Source organism: Reyranella sp. (genome assembly GCF_030651995.1).
GTDB lineage: Bacteria > Pseudomonadota > Alphaproteobacteria > Reyranellales > Reyranellaceae > Reyranella.
On the sequence record NZ_JAUSBN010000087.1, the window covers coordinates 50,419 to 66,049 of the forward strand.

General features: G+C 66.4%; 17 protein-coding genes and 1 other RNA gene. 11 read left to right on the forward strand and 7 right to left on the reverse strand.

Annotated elements, in window-relative coordinates:
• Positions 1-102: 102 nt before the first annotated feature.
• The 5 genes from Q7V45_RS26335 to Q7V45_RS26355 all read right to left on the reverse strand — a co-directional run bounded on the left by Q7V45_RS26335 (position 103) and on the right by Q7V45_RS26355 (position 2,437).
• Positions 103-909 carry a TIGR00282 family metallophosphoesterase gene (locus Q7V45_RS26335; protein WP_304857422.1) on the reverse strand — a complete coding sequence of 269 codons (807 nt, stop codon included), beginning with the start codon at positions 907-909 and terminating at the stop codon, positions 103-105.
• Positions 910-912: 3 nt separating this feature from the next.
• A complete protein-coding gene (locus tag Q7V45_RS26340; RefSeq protein ID WP_304857424.1) occupies positions 913-1,488 on the reverse strand; it encodes a 5-formyltetrahydrofolate cyclo-ligase in 576 nt (191 codons plus the stop codon).
• A gap of 21 nt (positions 1,489-1,509) precedes the next feature.
• Positions 1,510-1,666, reverse strand: a non-coding RNA gene (gene ssrS / locus Q7V45_RS26345) — 6S RNA.
• A 97-nt stretch (positions 1,667-1,763) separates the two neighbouring features.
• Positions 1,764-2,096: a cell division protein ZapA gene (locus Q7V45_RS26350; protein WP_304857428.1), complete on the reverse strand. Its 333-nt coding sequence runs from the start codon at positions 2,094-2,096 to the stop codon at positions 1,764-1,766.
• Positions 2,097-2,203: 107 nt separating this feature from the next.
• Positions 2,204-2,437: a DUF4164 family protein gene (locus tag Q7V45_RS26355; RefSeq protein ID WP_304857430.1), complete on the reverse strand. Its 234-nt coding sequence runs from the start codon at positions 2,435-2,437 to the stop codon at positions 2,204-2,206.
• Between the two features lie 215 nt (positions 2,438-2,652).
• Between Q7V45_RS26355 and tkt the strand changes: the two genes are divergently transcribed.
• The gene (tkt, locus tag Q7V45_RS26360) at positions 2,653-4,641 is read left to right on the forward strand and encodes a transketolase (RefSeq protein WP_304857432.1); all 1,989 of its coding nucleotides are present in this window, start codon (positions 2,653-2,655) and stop codon (positions 4,639-4,641) included.
• A 14-nt stretch (positions 4,642-4,655) separates the two neighbouring features.
• Positions 4,656-5,663: a type I glyceraldehyde-3-phosphate dehydrogenase gene (gene gap / locus Q7V45_RS26365; RefSeq protein ID WP_304857434.1), complete on the forward strand. Its 1,008-nt coding sequence runs from the start codon at positions 4,656-4,658 to the stop codon at positions 5,661-5,663.
• 73 nt (positions 5,664-5,736) lie between these two features.
• Here the strand turns inward: gap and Q7V45_RS26370 are convergent, their stop codons facing one another.
• Both Q7V45_RS26370 and Q7V45_RS26375 read right to left on the reverse strand, forming a co-directional pair.
• A complete protein-coding gene (locus tag Q7V45_RS26370) occupies positions 5,737-6,459 on the reverse strand; it encodes a GntR family transcriptional regulator (RefSeq protein WP_304857435.1) in 723 nt (240 codons plus the stop codon).
• Positions 6,449-7,729 (reverse strand): Zn-dependent hydrolase, encoded by a 1,281-nt coding sequence (locus Q7V45_RS26375; RefSeq protein WP_304857436.1) that lies wholly within the window; start codon positions 7,727-7,729, stop codon positions 6,449-6,451. Before Q7V45_RS26375 ends, Q7V45_RS26370 begins: the two co-directional genes overlap by 11 nt.
• 72 nt (positions 7,730-7,801) lie before the next feature.
• Between Q7V45_RS26375 and Q7V45_RS26380 the strand changes: the two genes are divergently transcribed.
• The 9 genes from Q7V45_RS26380 (at position 7,802) to Q7V45_RS26420 (ending at position 15,464) form a co-directional block, all read left to right on the forward strand.
• Positions 7,802-8,716, forward strand: a complete 915-nt coding sequence (locus tag Q7V45_RS26380) for a polysaccharide deacetylase family protein (RefSeq protein WP_304857438.1) — start codon at positions 7,802-7,804, stop codon at positions 8,714-8,716.
• 73 nt (positions 8,717-8,789) lie between these two features.
• On the forward strand, positions 8,790-9,872 hold the full coding sequence (locus Q7V45_RS26385; RefSeq protein WP_304857441.1) for an ABC transporter ATP-binding protein: 1,083 nt from the start codon (positions 8,790-8,792) through the stop codon (positions 9,870-9,872).
• Between the two features lie 19 nt (positions 9,873-9,891).
• Positions 9,892-10,911, forward strand: a complete 1,020-nt coding sequence (locus Q7V45_RS26390; RefSeq protein WP_304857444.1) for an extracellular solute-binding protein — start codon at positions 9,892-9,894, stop codon at positions 10,909-10,911.
• A 66-nt stretch (positions 10,912-10,977) separates the two neighbouring features.
• Positions 10,978-11,880, forward strand: a complete 903-nt coding sequence (locus tag Q7V45_RS26395) for an ABC transporter permease (protein ID WP_304857447.1) — start codon at positions 10,978-10,980, stop codon at positions 11,878-11,880.
• Positions 11,867-12,694: an ABC transporter permease gene (locus Q7V45_RS26400; protein ID WP_370692665.1), complete on the forward strand. Its 828-nt coding sequence runs from the start codon at positions 11,867-11,869 to the stop codon at positions 12,692-12,694. The genes Q7V45_RS26395 and Q7V45_RS26400 overlap by 14 nt, the downstream gene beginning before the upstream one ends.
• Positions 12,695-12,707: 13 nt before the next feature.
• Positions 12,708-13,181, forward strand: coding sequence for an ureidoglycolate lyase (locus Q7V45_RS26405; protein WP_304857451.1), 474 nt, complete (start codon positions 12,708-12,710; stop codon positions 13,179-13,181).
• 15 nt (positions 13,182-13,196) lie between these two features.
• Positions 13,197-14,120, forward strand: a complete 924-nt coding sequence (locus Q7V45_RS26410) for a polysaccharide deacetylase family protein (protein ID WP_304857453.1) — start codon at positions 13,197-13,199, stop codon at positions 14,118-14,120.
• Positions 14,121-14,211: 91 nt separating this feature from the next.
• Positions 14,212-14,544, forward strand: a complete 333-nt coding sequence (locus tag Q7V45_RS26415) for a hypothetical protein (protein WP_304857456.1) — start codon at positions 14,212-14,214, stop codon at positions 14,542-14,544.
• The gene (locus Q7V45_RS26420; RefSeq protein ID WP_304857458.1) at positions 14,541-15,464 is read left to right on the forward strand and encodes an allantoinase PuuE; all 924 of its coding nucleotides are present in this window, start codon (positions 14,541-14,543) and stop codon (positions 15,462-15,464) included. The genes Q7V45_RS26415 and Q7V45_RS26420 overlap by 4 nt, the downstream gene beginning before the upstream one ends.
• Positions 15,465-15,631: the final 167 nt, after the last annotated feature.

Sequence of the window (15,631 nt, forward strand, 5' to 3'; positions counted from 1 at the left end):
AACATCAAAAGGATGCCGGTTTTTCCCCAGGCCGTCAACGACCTCTTTCAGGCACCCCTAATAGGTGTGCGGAGCGGCTACGGGATACAAGATGCGGGAATGTCAGGCGGCGGGAGCCAGCCGGCCCCCGACCCTGATCGGCCGGATCGACTTCGCCAGCCCGGTTTTGTCTTCGGTTTCGACAACCGCCGCGCACAAAGTGCCCTCACCTTCGGCCGGCGAGAGGCGTTCACCTGGCATTTTCCGGATGAATCGCTGCATCGCGACCTCCTTCTTCATGCCGATCACACTATCATAGTCGCCGCACATGCCGACATCGGTCTGGTAGGCCGTGCCGCCGGGCAGCACCCACCCATCGGCCGTGGGGACATGGCTGTGGGTGCCCAGCACAGCCGACACGCGGCCGTCGCAATAGTGGCCGATCGACTGCTTCTCGCTGGTGGCCTCGCCGTGGACGTCGACCAGGATCAGGTTGGCGGTGCCACCCAGTGCATACTTCGACAGTTCGGCGTCGAGCGCGCGAAACGGATCGTCGAGTGCGTCCATGAACAGGCGGCACATCACGTTGATCACCACGATCTTCTGCCCGCGCGGGGTCTGGAACAGGTTGGCGCCCCATCCCGGCGTACCGGGCGGAAAATTGATCGGCCGCAACAGGCGCTTGTCCTGTGCGATGTAGGGAATGATCTCGCGCTGGTCCCAGGCGTGGTTGCCGGTGGTGATGCAGTCGACGCCCGCCTCGTGCAACTCGCTGCAGATCTTGGCGGTGATGCCGAAACCGGCCGCCGCATTTTCGCCGTTCACCACGACGAAATCGAGCCCGAGTTCGCGGCGCAGCCGCGGCACTTCCCTGACGACCGCGTCGCGGCCGGCGCGACCGACGATGTCGCCGCAGAACATGATTTTCATGCGTCAGACAAAGGCGCAAGCGCGACAGTCGGTCAACAGCCAATCGAGTCGCTGGTCGTCCGCGCCGTGCGGCACCTCCGCAACGAGCTGGCGATCGAAGCCGACGCCGATGGCCGTCACCTTGCGCCGCCGGCGCAGGTCTTCGAGCGTGCGATCGTAGAAGCCGCCGCCATAGCCCAACCGCCAGCCTTCGGCATCGCAGGCCAGCAATGGTACCAGCAGGACGTCGGGCTCGAGCGTCTCGCAGCCGGCCGAGGGCTGCAGCGTGCCGAAAACGCCGGATTCCAGAGGGTCGCCGGGTTGCCAGGCGCGGAACGACAGCCGTTGGCCGCGGCCCTTCACGACCGGCAGGGCCAGACGGCACCCTTCTCCATTCAGGTGGGTCATCAGCGGCCGGATATCGATCTCGTCCTTGATCGGCCAAAAGCCGGAGACGATGGCCGGCAACTCAGCGGGCTGTTCGAGCTGGTAGATTTCGAGGACCCCGGCGGCGGCAGAACGGCGATCGCGCTCGTCCAAGCCTTGCCGTCGGATCTGCATGGCGGCGCGAAGCGCCCGTTTGCGTTCGATCAGGGTCATGCCGGCAAAAGAATCAAGTGGGGCGGCTCCACGATGGGCCGTGGCTCGTAGAACCTCCAAGGCCTGCGTAAGCAGGTGGGCGTCGTGTGGCCTAGACCAAGGTCAGAGCCAGGAACAACTCCCAGGAGTTCTTATTGGCCCCGGGGTTTTAAGCGGGCCACGCACCGCGCAGAATTCCGCCCCACCACCAATGTAGGGACTCGGAGCACCCGTCGCAATGAGAGGGCCCCATACGACCACAAATCCCGCGCGTCGCGCGGAATGTCAGGATCCGCCTACGCGGCTCCTGACACCTTCTTCGACATCTTGTCGACGCGGGCGGTGATCAGCTCCTCGAGCGCCGTGGCCAGGGTATCCGCGCTGTCCGTCGCCGTGACGCGCGCATTCTCCGCGGCCTTGGCGACACCGCGCGCCTCGCGGCTTTCCTCCGCCAGCAGCAGCGAGGCGAACACCAGAAGCTTGAATTCCGGCGTGCCGGGGAGCTGGCGGCGGAGGTCGCTCACCTTGCCGTCGACGTAGGCGGCCAGTTCCTGGACGCGCGCTTCCTCGCCTTCGCCACAAGCGAGTTCATAGGTACGACCGGCGATCTGAACCGAAACCTGCGGCATTTTCCGCTTCTCCTGTTTTATTGCGCCTTGTTCGGCGTCTGAGGGGTGGTGAAGTGTGCCACGTCGCATCCGGCGACGCACGCCGGGGGCTGGGGAAAGAAGATCCGTCAGGACTGGTCGGCCGCCAGCAGGGAGCGGATGTATTCCATCGCGCGCTCGAGGCGGCTTTCGACCTCGGTCGCTACCCGCTTCAGCTCTTCGTGCTCGCTTTCGACCTTCGCGAGGCGGGCGGCGAGCTCGTCGGAACGCTCCCGCTCGACGCGCAGACGCTCGTCGACCATCGCCTCGAGCCGGCTCAGCGCGCTGTCGACTCGGTCCGTTACGCTGGCTGCCTTGGACATTATTCCCCCGACAGCGGATCGCCGTTGGTCACCCGGCTGAATCTGCTCCATCGAGCGAGATTAAGTGGTGTGCCTGTGAGCGGTCAACATCTGGTCCCTGTGGAGGGCATACGCCCGCAAGATGTTGGCTTTGCCCGAGTTTTTGCGCATTGACGGGCAAAGGGGTGGTCGTCATGTTGCGCGCCATCCGAAAACCCATACGGCACAAGCATAAAATGACCGATCAAACCGCTGCCCCGCGTGACATGGCGAACGCCATCAGGGCCTTGGCCATGGATGCCGTGCAGCTGGCGGATTCGGGTCATCCCGGCATGCCGATGGGCATGGCCGACGTGGCCACGGTCCTGTTCTCCAAGTTCCTGAAGTTCGATGCCTCGGAGCCCAACTGGCCCGATCGCGACCGCTTCATCCTGTCGGCCGGTCACGGTTCGATGCTGCTCTATTCGCTGCTGCATCTCACCGGCTACGCCGACATGACCCTCGACGAGCTGAAGAAGTTCCGCCAGCTCGGTGCCCGCACCGCGGGTCATCCCGAATATGGCCATGCGAGCGGCATCGAGACGACCACGGGTCCGCTGGGCCAGGGCCTCGGAAACTCCGTCGGCTTCGCCCTCGCCGAACGCCTCCTCGCCGAGCGGTTCGGCCGCGAAGTCGTCGACCACTACACCTACGTAATCGCCGGCGACGGCTGCCTGATGGAAGGTGTCGGCCAGGAAGCCATTACCCTCGCCGGCCATCTCGGCCTCGGCCGCCTGATCGTGCTGTTCGACGACAACGGCATCTCGATCGACGGCCCGACCTCGCTGTCGACCTCCGAGGATCACAAGAAGCGCTTCGCCGCCGCCGGCTGGCACGTGCTCGCCGTCGACGGACACGATCCCGAGGCGGTCACGCGCGCCATCCGCAAGGCGCGCAACGTCACCGACAAGCCCTCGCTGATCGCCTGCAAGACGGTGATCGGCTACGGCGCGCCGACCAAGGCCGGCACCGCCGCCACGCACGGCTCGCCGCTGGGCAAGGACGAGATCGCCGGGGCCCGCGCCAAGCTGGGCTGGAATCACGAACCGTTCGACATCCCCGAGGCGCTGTTCTCCGCCTGGCGCAAGATCGGCGCCCGCGGAAAGTCGGCCCGCCGCAAGTGGAACAAGAACCTCGCCGCCATGGCGCCCGAGGATCGCGCCGAGTTCGACCGCCGCCAGAAGGGCGACATTCCGCCCGCCGTTGGCGAGGCGATTGCCGCGTTCAAGGCTAAGATGGCCGCCGAGAAGCCCTCCTGGGCCACCCGCAAGTCGAGCCAGGAGGCGCTCGAGGTCATCAACCCGGTGCTGCCCGACACGGTCGGCGGCTCGGCCGACCTGACCGGCTCGAACAACACCAAGACCGCCACGCTGAAGGGCGCCTCGCGCGCCGATACCGCCGGCCGGTACATTTATTACGGCATCCGCGAGCATGCGATGGCGGCGGCCATGAACGGCATGGCGCTGCATGGCGGGATCATCCCCTACGGCGGCACCTTCATGGTGTTCACCGACTATTGCCGGCCCTCGATCCGCCTCTCGGCGCTGATGGGCGTGCGGGTCATCTACGTGATGACCCACGATTCGATCGGCCTCGGCGAAGACGGCCCGACCCACCAGCCGGTCGAGCACCTCCCGGCCCTGCGCGCCATTCCCAACTTGCAGGTGCTGCGTCCCGCCGACGCCATCGAGACGGCGGAATGCTGGCAGATCGCGCTGGAAGCCAAGCACGTGCCGAGCGTCCTCGCGCTCACCCGCCAGAACCTGCCGACCGTGCGCGGCGCCGGTGACGAGAACCTGTGCGCCAAGGGTGCCTACATCCTCGCCGGCGAAGAGTCCGCCCCGATCCGCCTGATCGCGTCGGGCTCGGAAGTGCAGCTCGCCCTCGCCGCCCGCGAGCTCCTGGCCAAGGACGGGCTCACCGCCGCGGTCGTCTCAATGCCGTCGTGGGAGTTGTTCGCGGCGCAGGAAGACACATATCGCAGCAAGGTGATGGGCGGCGACGGCACGATCCGCGTCGCCTGCGAGGCGGCGACCGGCTTCGGCTGGGAACGCTGGCTCGGATCGAAGGGCGCGTTCGTGGGCATGAAGGGCTTCGGCGCTTCGGCCAAGGCCCCGGAACTCTACAAGCATTTCGGCATTACGGCCGAAGCGATCGCACAAGCGGCGCGCCGGTTGGCGCAATAACGGAGGGAATTAAGATGGCTGTTCGTGTTGCAATCAACGGCTTCGGCCGCATCGGCCGCAATGTGCTGCGCGCCATCATGGAATCGGGCCGCAAGGACATCGAGGTCGTGGCGATCAACGATCTCGGCCCGGTCGAGACCAACGCCCACCTCTTCCGCTTCGACTCGGTGCATGGCCGCTTCAACGGTGAAGTGAAGGTCGTCGGCGACACGATCGATGTCGGCCGCGGCCCGATCAAGGTCACTGCCGAGCGCGATCCGTCCAAGCTGCCGCACAAGGCGCTGGGCGTCGAGATCGTGCTCGAGTGCACCGGCTTTTTCACCTCGAAGAAGGCTGCCTCGGCCCATCTCGAGGCCGGCGCCAAGCGCGTGCTGGTCTCGGCCCCCGCCGACGGCGCCGACCTGACGGTTGTCTATGGCGTGAACCACGACAAGCTCACCAAGGACCACATCATCGTCTCGAATGCCTCGTGCACGACGAACTGCCTGGCCCCGGTCGCCAAGGTCCTGCACGATGCGGTCGGCATCGACCATGGCTTCATGACGACGATCCACGCCTACACCGGCGACCAGCCGACGCTCGACACGATGCACAAGGACATGTACCGCGGCCGCGCCGCCGCGCTGTCGATGATCCCGACCTCGACGGGCGCCGCCAAGGCCGTCGGCCTGGTGCTGCCGGAGCTGAACGGCAAGCTCGACGGCGTGTCGATCCGCGTGCCGACGCCGAACGTCTCGTGCATCGACTTCAAGTTCGTCGCCAAGCGCAAGACGACCAAGGAAGAGATCAACGAGGCCGTCAAGCTGGCCGCCGCCAACCAGCTCAAGGGCATCCTGGGCTGGACCGACCAGCCGAACGTCTCGATCGACTTCAATCACGACCCGCACTCGTCGACCTTCCACATGGACCAGACCAAGGTCATGGAAGGCACGCTGGTGCGCGTCATGAGCTGGTACGACAACGAGTGGGGCTTCTCCAACCGCATGGCCGATACCGCCGTCGCGATGGGCAAGCTCGGCTGATCCAGCCACCCCGCGAACAAACTGACGGGCGCCCCTCGGGGCGCCCGTTTTCGTTTGGTCCCGAGATCAGCTCTCAGTCGCGGTCCGGCCTCCGCGCCTTGATCCCCCGAAAGGCTTCCGGCAGATCGACCGGCTCATGCCGCGGCGGGTGCGCCGCCTGCAGGGTCACCAGACCTGCCAGGTGACCGAGCATCAGCTTCGCGGCCTTGTCGGCCTTCCCGCCCAGGATCGCCTCGGCGATGTCGCCATGGTCGTGCGGGCCGGCGCAGTTGGTGAGCTGGCGCGGCGCGGCCAGCGAGAAGTGCATGGTGGAGCGCGTCAGCAGGCCGCGCAGCAGGCGTGTCAGCTCGTCGTTGCCGCACAGCTCGGCGAGCAGGACATGGAAATCGCCCGACAGCTCGAACAGGCGGCCGCGATCGTCGCGCCGGGTGGCAGTCTTCTCCTCGGCGACATGCGCCTTGAGGCGCTTCGCCGCCGACGCCGTATGGCCCTCGCTCAGGCGGCGCACGATCGCCGCCTCCAGCATCGAGCGCACGTCGTAGATCTGGCGCATCTCCTCGATCGTGAGCGAAGGCACGAAGGTTCCTCGATTGGGGATAGCGGTCAGCCAGCCTTCGTGCACCAGCCGGTGCAATGCCTTGCGCACGCGCTCGCGGCTGACGCCCAGCACGCGCGCCAGCGCCGGCTCCTGCAGCTTGGTGCCGGGCGCGAGCCGGCCCATGTGCATCGCCCGCCTGATCGCGCCGTAAACTGCCTCGTCGGCGGCGACGTCGCCTTTCCTCGGCTTACGCGGCATCGATCTCCTCCACCGCGGCGACCAGCAAGCGGAGGCCCTGCGCGAAGTCGACGAGGTCCATCGCCTCGTCGGGATTGTGGCTGCCATGCTCGTTGCGGATGAAGATCATCGCCGTGGGCACGCCCATGATGCCGAACACGGCTGCGTCGTGACCCGCGCCGCTCGCCATCGGCAGCGCCTCGATGCCGAGGTGCTTTGCCAGCCGTTCGAGCCGTGCGCGGTGTCCGCGGTCGATCGGGCCGGGCTTCGCGTTGGTGAACGCTCCGAGATCGATCGAGACGCCGCGACGCGCGCCGATCTCCTCGGCGATCTCGCGCAGCCGCCGGTCGATGGCGAGCAGCACCTCGTTGTCCTCGCTGCGGATGTCCATCGAGAACCAGAGCTCGCCCGGGATCTTGGTCATGGTGTGCACTTCGGTGTCGGTGTGGAACTGGCCGACCGTGCAGACCAGATCCTTGCCCGCCGCCTCGTGCTCGAGCCACAGCGCCTCCAGCCGCGACACGAATTCGACGCCGGCCATTACCGCGTCGTTGCGCGACAGCCGCGGCTCGGCGCCGGCATGGCCGTACCGGCCGACGATGTGCGGATCGCGATAACGCAGGTTGCCTCTGATGCCCGTGACGATCCCGATCGGCAGGCCGCGCTGCACCAGCACCGGCCCCTGCTCGATATGCAGCTCGAGGAAGCAGGCGATGTTTGCGGGATCGAGCTGAGGCTCGCGGGCGCGGATGCGGTCGGGTGCGAAGCCCGCCTCTTTCATGTGCTCGGCCAGCGTCCGTCCGGTGTCGGGACGCCGGCAGGCATCGAGCGCCCCGGGCTCCAGCAGGCCGAAGGCGGCGCGGCTGCCGATATAGGGGGCGGGAAACCAGGAGAGCTCCTCGGCGCGCACGCCCATGACGGTGATGTCGCGCTTGGGCCCGCGGCCGGAGCGATGCCAGCGCGCCAGCATCGCCATGCCGGCGACGACGCCTGCCGCGCCGTCGTAGTTGCCGCCCTCCGGCACCGAATCGAGATGCGAGCCCGTCATGATGGCGGGCAGCGAACGGTCCTGCCCCGGCAGGGTCACGTAGAGGTTGCCGGCGGCGTCGGTCCGAGTCTCCAGCCCCAGTGTCTGGCCGATGCCTTGCATCAGGTCGTGCGCCATCTGCTCGCCCTCGCCGTAGGACGCGCGGGTGACGCCGAGTCGGGCCCTGGAATGCGATCGAAGATGCTCGAACCATTGGCCCGCCAAGGCGGTTTCTGGCTCGAGGTCGCGGTGGAGTTCGGTCATGGGCCTGCCGGCAGTTGGTAAAATTATGTGCACATAACGTCAAGAAATGTGCACATTCAGTTGGAGGACGAGATGCAAGGCGTGAGCCAGACGCGCGACCTGGTGGGTTATGGCGGGATGCCGCCGGCCTGGAAGCTGCCCGGCGGGGCCCGCCTCGCGATCTCGATGGTGGTCAATTTCGAGGAAGGCGCGGAGTTCGCCGTCAGCGACGGCGATCCGCAGGCCGAGAAGATCTCCGAGGTGGTGAGCGTGGTACCGCCCGGACGCTGGGACCAGGGCAACGAGCAGATCTTCGCCTACGGCATGCGTGCCGGCATCTGGCGCATGCTCGCCGCACTGGAGAAGCACCGGGTGCCCGCGACCTTCTACATGTGTGGCCGCGCCGTCGAACGCCTGCCGCAGCTCGCCCGGCGGATCGTCGAGGCCGGACACGAGGCCGCCTGTCATGGCTGGCTGTGGCGTCCCCATGCCGAGTACGCCGACCGCGAGAGTGAGCTGAACGATCTCCGGCGCTGTATCGAGGTGATGAAAAGCGCGACAGGTCAACGTCCTACGGGATTCTTCTGCCGCGGCAGCGAAAGCCCCAAGACGCGATCCATCCTGCGCGAGCTGGGCTTCGGTTATGCGAGCAACGGCTTCGACGACGACTTGCCCTATTGGGACCGGACGGACGCGCAGCACCCGCTGCTGGTCCTGCCCTATGCGCTCGACAGCAACGACATGAAGTTCTTCCACCCCAACGGGTTCGTGCGCGCCAACGAGATGGTCGACTATGTGCGCGACGCCATCGACATGCTTCTGGAGGAAGGTGAAGCCGGCCATCCGAAGCTGCTGAACATCGGCTGGCATCTGCGCATCGCGGGCCGCCCCGGCCGCTTCGCCGCCTTCAAGCGCGTACTCGCGCTGCTCGACTCTTACGGCGACACGGTGTGGATCGCGCGGCGCGACGCCATTGCAAAATCGTGGCGCGAGCAGTTTCCGGCATGAGCCAGTATCCCAAGGTGGTTGGCATGCCCCTTGCGTTTGCAGAGGCAGGGAGGCGGAACAGTTGCAGCAAGCAGTGAAAGCCAACGCAGCGCGCGCGCTGGACGTCGAGGGCCTGAGCGTCCGCTATGGAACGTCGACCGCCGTCGACGGCGTGACGCTCGCGATCGAGCCCGGCGAAGTCGTGGCGCTGCTCGGACCTTCCGGCTGCGGCAAGACCACTCTGCTCAGGGTCATCGCCGGTTTCGTGCGCCAGGCGGCGGGCCGCGTACGCGTCGACGGCGCGACCATTGACCACCTGCCCCCCAACCAGCGCAACATCGGGATCGTCTTCCAGAACTACGCGCTCTTCCCTCACATGACGGTGGCGGAGAACGTGGCCTACGGGCTGCGCGCCCGCGGCCTCAAGGGGCCGGAAGTCCAGGCCAGGGTCTCGCGCTTCCTCGATACCGTCCAGCTCGGTGGCTTCAAGGAGCGTCTCCCGCGCCAGCTCTCGGGCGGCCAGCAGCAGAGGGTGGCGCTGGCGCGCGCACTCGCGATCGAGCCCTCGATCCTGCTGCTCGACGAGCCGTTCGCCGCGCTCGACCGCAATCTGCGTCTCGACATGCAGATCGAGATCAAGCGCCTGCAGCGGACGCTGGGCCTCACGACCATCCTGGTGACGCACGACCAGGACGAGGCGATGAGCGTCGCCGACCGAATCGCCGTCATGCACAAGGGCAGGGTCGAGCAGTTCGACACGCCCGTCGCGATCTACGATCGTCCGCAGACTCTGTTCGTGAACGGCTTCATCGGCACCACCAACCTGATGAACGGCACGGTCGCCTCCCTTCAGAGCGGCACCGCGACAGTCGCGCTGGACGCCGGCGCCACCCTCACCCTCCCCGCGCCCGCCGGGCTGAGCGTCGGCACGCCCGTGCTGATGTCCGTGCGGCCCGAGCAACTGGTGCTCTCCGCGGTCCCCGGCCCGGGTGCCTGGAGGATCGAGCCGGGACTTGCGCTGCCGATCGGCGCCCAGCTCGTCCACGAGGCCCGTGCGACCGACGGCACATTCCTGAAGATCATCGAGCCGCGCCGTGCGGTTTCGAACGATGCGGTCCGGACCTACTGCACCCTGGCCGCCGATGCGCGTCCCACGCTGTTCCCGCGTACCACCTGACAACCACGGAGACTCTTCGATGTTCAGCCGCAGACGCCTGCTTGCCGGTGCCACCGCCCTCGGCGGCGCCGCGTTCCTTCCCTCGATCGCGCACGCCAAGGGCAGCGTCGCCGCCGCCATCTATCCCGGTACCTGGGAAGAAGCCTTCCGCGCCATCGTGGCGCCGGCCCTGAAGAAGAAGGACAGCGTCGACCTCGAACTGCAGCCGCTCTTCGCCGTCGACCAGGTTGCCAAGGCCAAGGCCGCGCGCGGCGCGCCGCCCTTCGACGCCTTCGTGCTCGATCCGGGCCCTCGCATCACCGCGATCCAGGACGGGCTGTTCGACAAGATCGACATCAAGAAGATCAGCAATGCCTCGAAGCTGCCGGCCGGGCTGGTCGACGAATGGGGCGTGGGCGTCAACGCACAGGTCGTGGGCATCGCCTACAACCCGAAGAAAGTGCCTGCGCCCAAGGGCTGGAAGGACCTGTTCAGCGAGCCGTGGGTGTCGCGTCTTGGCCTCACGGGCTTCCAGACCACGTTCGGCACGGTGTCGCTGATCGAGATCGCCAAGGTGTTCGGCGGCTCCGAGACCAACATCGAGCCGGCGCTCGTCGAGCTGAAGAAAGTCCTGCCGAAGATCGCCGCAGTCGGCCAGCCGGCCGCCATGCCGAGCCTGTTCCAGCAGGGCCAGTGCGACGTGATGTACACCAACACCCAGACCGTCGCGACGCTGAAAGGCCGTGGCGTCGACATCGAGTTCGTGAAGCCCGAGACCGGCGCCATCACCTTCCTCACGACCTTGCACATCGCCAAGGGCGCCACGGACGTCGAGAACGCCTACAAGTACATCGACATCGTCGCCGGCAAGGAAGTCCAGGAGGCGCTGACCAAGCCGCCCTACAACTTCATCCCGGTGAACAAGGATGTGCCGGTCCCGTCCTACCTGCCGATGAAGAGCCTGGACGAGATGTCGAGCTTTGTCCGTCATGACTGGGCGAAGATCAATCCGCTGCGCGCCGGCTGGATCGAGAAGTTCAACAAGGAAATGGCGAAGTGATTTCAGCTTGCCTCCCCATTCAAATGGGAGGTGCTCCCGTCTTCGGGGGCGGAGGAGTCATGATCGATGCGCACGATGACCCCTCCGTCACCTGACGGCGCCGCTTCCCCCGCTGATGGGGGAGGAAAGCGCTCCGTCCTGGCGGAGTGGCAGCTCGCGCTGCCGCTCGCGCTGGCCTTTGCATCGATCTTCCTGGCGCCGCTCCTCATGCTGGTCGGCGTCAGCTTCTTCAATGACGAAAAGATCACCCAGCCGGGCTTCGGTCAGTGGGCCAAGTTTCTCGGCGATCCCTTCAGCTACAAGGTGATCGCCGACACCATGCTGCTCGGCCTCAAGACGGTGTGCGCCACCATCGTGATCGGCTATCCGCTGGCGCTGATCTATCTCGACGCCTCGCCGCGCCTGCAGAAGGTCCTGATCTTCATCATCGTGATGCCGCTGCTGCTGTCGGTGGTGGTTCGCACCTTCGCCTGGATCGTCGTGCTGGGCCGCGAGGGCGTGGTGAACACGCTGCTGCTGCAGCTCGGCATCATCTCCGAACCGCTGCGCCTGCTGCAGACCGAGCTCGGCCTCGTGATCTCGCTGACCCAGATCGAGATGCCCCTGATGCTGCTGCCCCTGATCAGCGTGATGTCGCGGCTCGATCCCAACCTGCGCGACGCCTCCTCCGCCCTCGGCGCCTCGCGCTGGCGCACCCTGTTCAAGGTGATCGTGCCGCTCAGCATGCCCGGCCTGGTCGCCGGCTGCCTGCTGGTGTTCGCCAGCTCCACCACCGCCTTCATCTCGCAGACCGTGATCGGCGGCGTCCGCCTGATCTATCTGCCGCTGCTGATCTGGCAGCAGTCGCTGGTCGTCTTCAACTGGCCCTTCGCCGCCGTGGTGTCGCTCACGCTCCTCGTCTCGGTACTGACCGTGGTGAGCGCGCTGTCCTATCTGGGACGCCGCTCCGGAGGCTATGTCCATGGGTAGGCGCCGCAGTCTCGCCGACCTCTCCTACGGGCTGGTGATCGGCAGCCTGGCCGCGCTGGCGCTGCTGATCATCGTGGCGCCGGTGGTGATCGTGCTGACGACGTCGTTCACCGAGGGCCGCTCGCTCAAGTTCCCGCCGACCGGCTTCTCCCTGCAATGGTACGAGGCCCTGTTCGACGCCTCGAAGTCGCGGCAGATCCATCGCGCCGTCTACAACTCGCTGGAGGTGGCCGCCTGGTCGACCGGCTTCGGCATCCTGTTCGGCAGCATGGCGTCGCTCGGGCTGGCGCGGAACCGCCACAGGCTGGCCCGCGTCGCCGACGGGCTCTTCATGTCGCCGCTCGTCCTGCCCGGCCTCACCTTCGGCCTGGCGGCGCTGATGTACTTCACGCTGATCGGCTTGCGGCCGTCGCTGAACCTGATCATCGCCGGCCACATGATCGTGACCGTGCCGTTCATCATCCGAACGACTTCCGCCAGCATCTCGCAGCTCGACCCCGCGCTGAACGATTCCTCGCAGAGCCTGGGCGCGAGTTGGTTCTACACGATGCGCCGCGTGACCCTGCCGCTGATCGCGCCCGGCATCTTCGCCGGGGCGTTTCTCGCCTTCATGGCGTCGATCGACAATGTGCCGGTGTCGCTGTTCCTGTCGACGGCGCGCACCGACATGCTGCCCATCCGCATGTGGGGCATGATGGAATCGACGCTCGACCCGCGCATCGCCGCCGTGTCAGGCGTGTTGATCACGGCAGCCTTCCTGTTGATGCTGATCATGGAATGGACGGTGGGACTGACCCGCCGCATGCGCGACTGACGAGGACCCGCCAATGGAACTGATCCCCCAGCCCCTCACCAAGGAAGCGTTCGCCCCGTTCGGCGACGTGATCGACGTGCCCGACGTCGCCGGCCGCACCTACTACGAAGACGCGCTGGGCAACCTGCGGCCGACCGCGCATGCGAGCCTCTCGGTCAGCCTGAAGGCCGAGACGCCGGACCGGCCGCTGCGCAGCGACTATCTCGAACGTCACGAATTCTCCTCCCAGACCTTCGTTCCCCTCGATGTCGAGCGCTGGTTGATCGTCGTGGCGCCGCATGCCGCTGCGGGCGGTCCCGACGTCAGCGGCATGAAAGCCTTCATCGCCACCGGCAAGCAGGGCGTCACCTACCGGCCCGACACCTGGCATCACGGTCTCACGGTGCTCGACCGGCCGGGCCGCTTCGCCGTCTTCATGTGGCGCGACGGCGGCAAGGGCGACGAGGAGTTCGTGCCGGTGACGCCCTTCACCATCCCCATTCCCTGATCCGGAGCTGAGACGATGCCCTACGAGGTCCGCCGCGATTTCATCGGCTACGGCGCCAACCCGCCCGATCCGAAATGGCCCGGCGGCGCGCGCATCGCCGTGAACTTCGTCATGAACTACGAGGAGGGCTCCGAGCCCTCCATCCAGGACGGCGAAGGGCACACGGAAATCGGCCTCAGCGACGCGAGCCGCATGGGCCAGTCCATCCAGGGGCGCGACCTCGCGGCCGAAGGCCTGTTCGAATATGGCAGCCGTGTCGGCTTCTGGCGGCTGATGCGGCTCTTCCAGGAACGCGGCCTGCCGATGACGATCTTCGGCTGCGGGCTGGCGATGGAGCGCAATCCCGAAGCGTCGGCCGCCATCGCCAAGTCGGGCTTCGACGTCTGCTCGCATGGCTGGCGCTGGATCAAGCACTACGAGCTCGACGAGGCGACCGAGCGCGACCATATCCGCAAGGCGATCGCCGCCATCCAGAAGATGACCGGCGAGCGACCGCTCGGCTGGTACTGCCGCTATGGACCGGGCGTGAACACGCGCCGCCTCGTCGTCGAGGAAGGCGGCTTCCTCTACGACAGCGACTATTACGGTGAGGAGCTGCCCTTCTGGCTGACCGTCGACGGCAAACCGCAGCTCGTCGTGCCCTACTCCGTCACCAACAATGACGGCCAGTTCGCCGCGTCGATCGGCACGTCGGACCAATGGTTCTCCTTCGTGCGCGACGCCTTCGACATGCTCTACCGCGAGGGCGCGACGCAACCCAAGATGATGTCGATCGGCCTGCACATGCGCCTGATCGGCCATCCCGCCCGCGCCGTCGGACTGCAGCGCCTGCTCGATCACATCCAGAAGCACGAAGGCGTCTGGGTGACCCGCCGCCTCGACATCGCCCGGCACTGGATCAAGACCCATCCCTATCCGGGCAAGGGCCTGAATGAGTAATCTTTGTCATCCCGAGCGCAGCGAGGGATCCTTCAATCCACGGGAAAGGTCCCTCGCTACGCTCGGGATGGCAGAGTGTATTGTCGGGACCATGGACCATCCGGTGATCCTGGTACGCGACTGGAAGCAGACCGAGGCAGCGCTGCTGGCGGCGCGCGCCTCGGGCACGGCGCCGGTGCTGCTGACGCCTGAGGATGCCGCCTCGTTCTACGGCGCTGGATATCTCGGCGCCCTGCAGGAGCGCGCGCGCGAAGAGTTCCCAGACGTGGCCTTCACGCTGATCGTCGATTGCGGCGACGCGCCGGGCTACGCGCTGGCCTGCCTGCGTGCCGGCGTGCGCACGCTGTCGATGCGCACCTGGAACGACAAGATTGCCGACATCGCCCGTCAGATGGGCGCCGAACTGGTGAGGAGACCTTCATGAGCTGGCAACCGACTCGCGACCTGATCGGCTATGGCCCCAATCCGCCCGATCCGAAATGGCCCGGCGGCGCGCGCCTCGCGATCAACTTCGTCGTCAACTACGAGGAAGGCTCCGAGCCGTCGGTCCAGGATGGCGAGGGCTACACCGAGACCGGCCTCACCGAATCGAGCACCTCCTCGATCGGCCTTAAGGGCCGCGATCTCGCCGGCGAGGGCATGTTCGAATATGGCAGCCGGGTCGGCTTCTGGCGCATCCATCGAGCCTTCCAGGAACGCGGAATGCCGCTCACCGTGTTCGGCTGCGCGCTGGCGCTGGAGCGCAATCCGCTGGCCGCACAGGCGATCCGGGCCGCAGGCTGGGACGTCTGTTGCCATGGCTGGCGCTGGGTCCGCCACTTCCAGCTTTCCGAAGCGGAGGAACGCGAGCATATCCAGAAGGCCATCAAGTCGCTGGAGCAGACGGTCGGCGAGCGGCCGGCCGGCTGGTACTGCCGCTATGGCCCCAGCGTGAACACGCGCCGCCTGCTGATCGAGGAAGGCGGCTTCACCTACGACAGCGACTATTACGGCGAGGAACTGCCCTTCTGGCAGACAGTCGAGGGCAAGCCGCACCTCATCGTGCCCTATTCGCTGACCAACAACGACGGCAAGTACGCCGCCGGCATGGTCCACTCCGAGCAGTGGTTCGGCCTGGTGAAGGATGCATTCGACGTCCTCTACAAGGAAGGCTCGACGCAGCCCAAGATGATGTCGGTCGGCCTGCACCAGCGCCTGATCGGCCATCCCGCCCGTATGGCCGGCCTGTGGCGCTTCCTCGATTATGTTCAGAAGCACCAGGGCGTCTGGGTCACCAAGCGCATCGACATCGCCAAGCACTGGATCGCGACGCACCCCTATCCGGGCAAGGGCTTGAATGAATAAAGCTCTCCGCAGGAGCGTGTGAGAGCCAAAGGTCCCCCTGAATTCACAAACGAAGTGCAACACCAGCTTAGGGTGTTGCAATGGGCGAACAATACGACCAGCTCAGTCTTGAAGAGCGCGGCAAGGTTGCCGAGCTACACCAGGCCGGCCATTCGATCCGCCAAGTC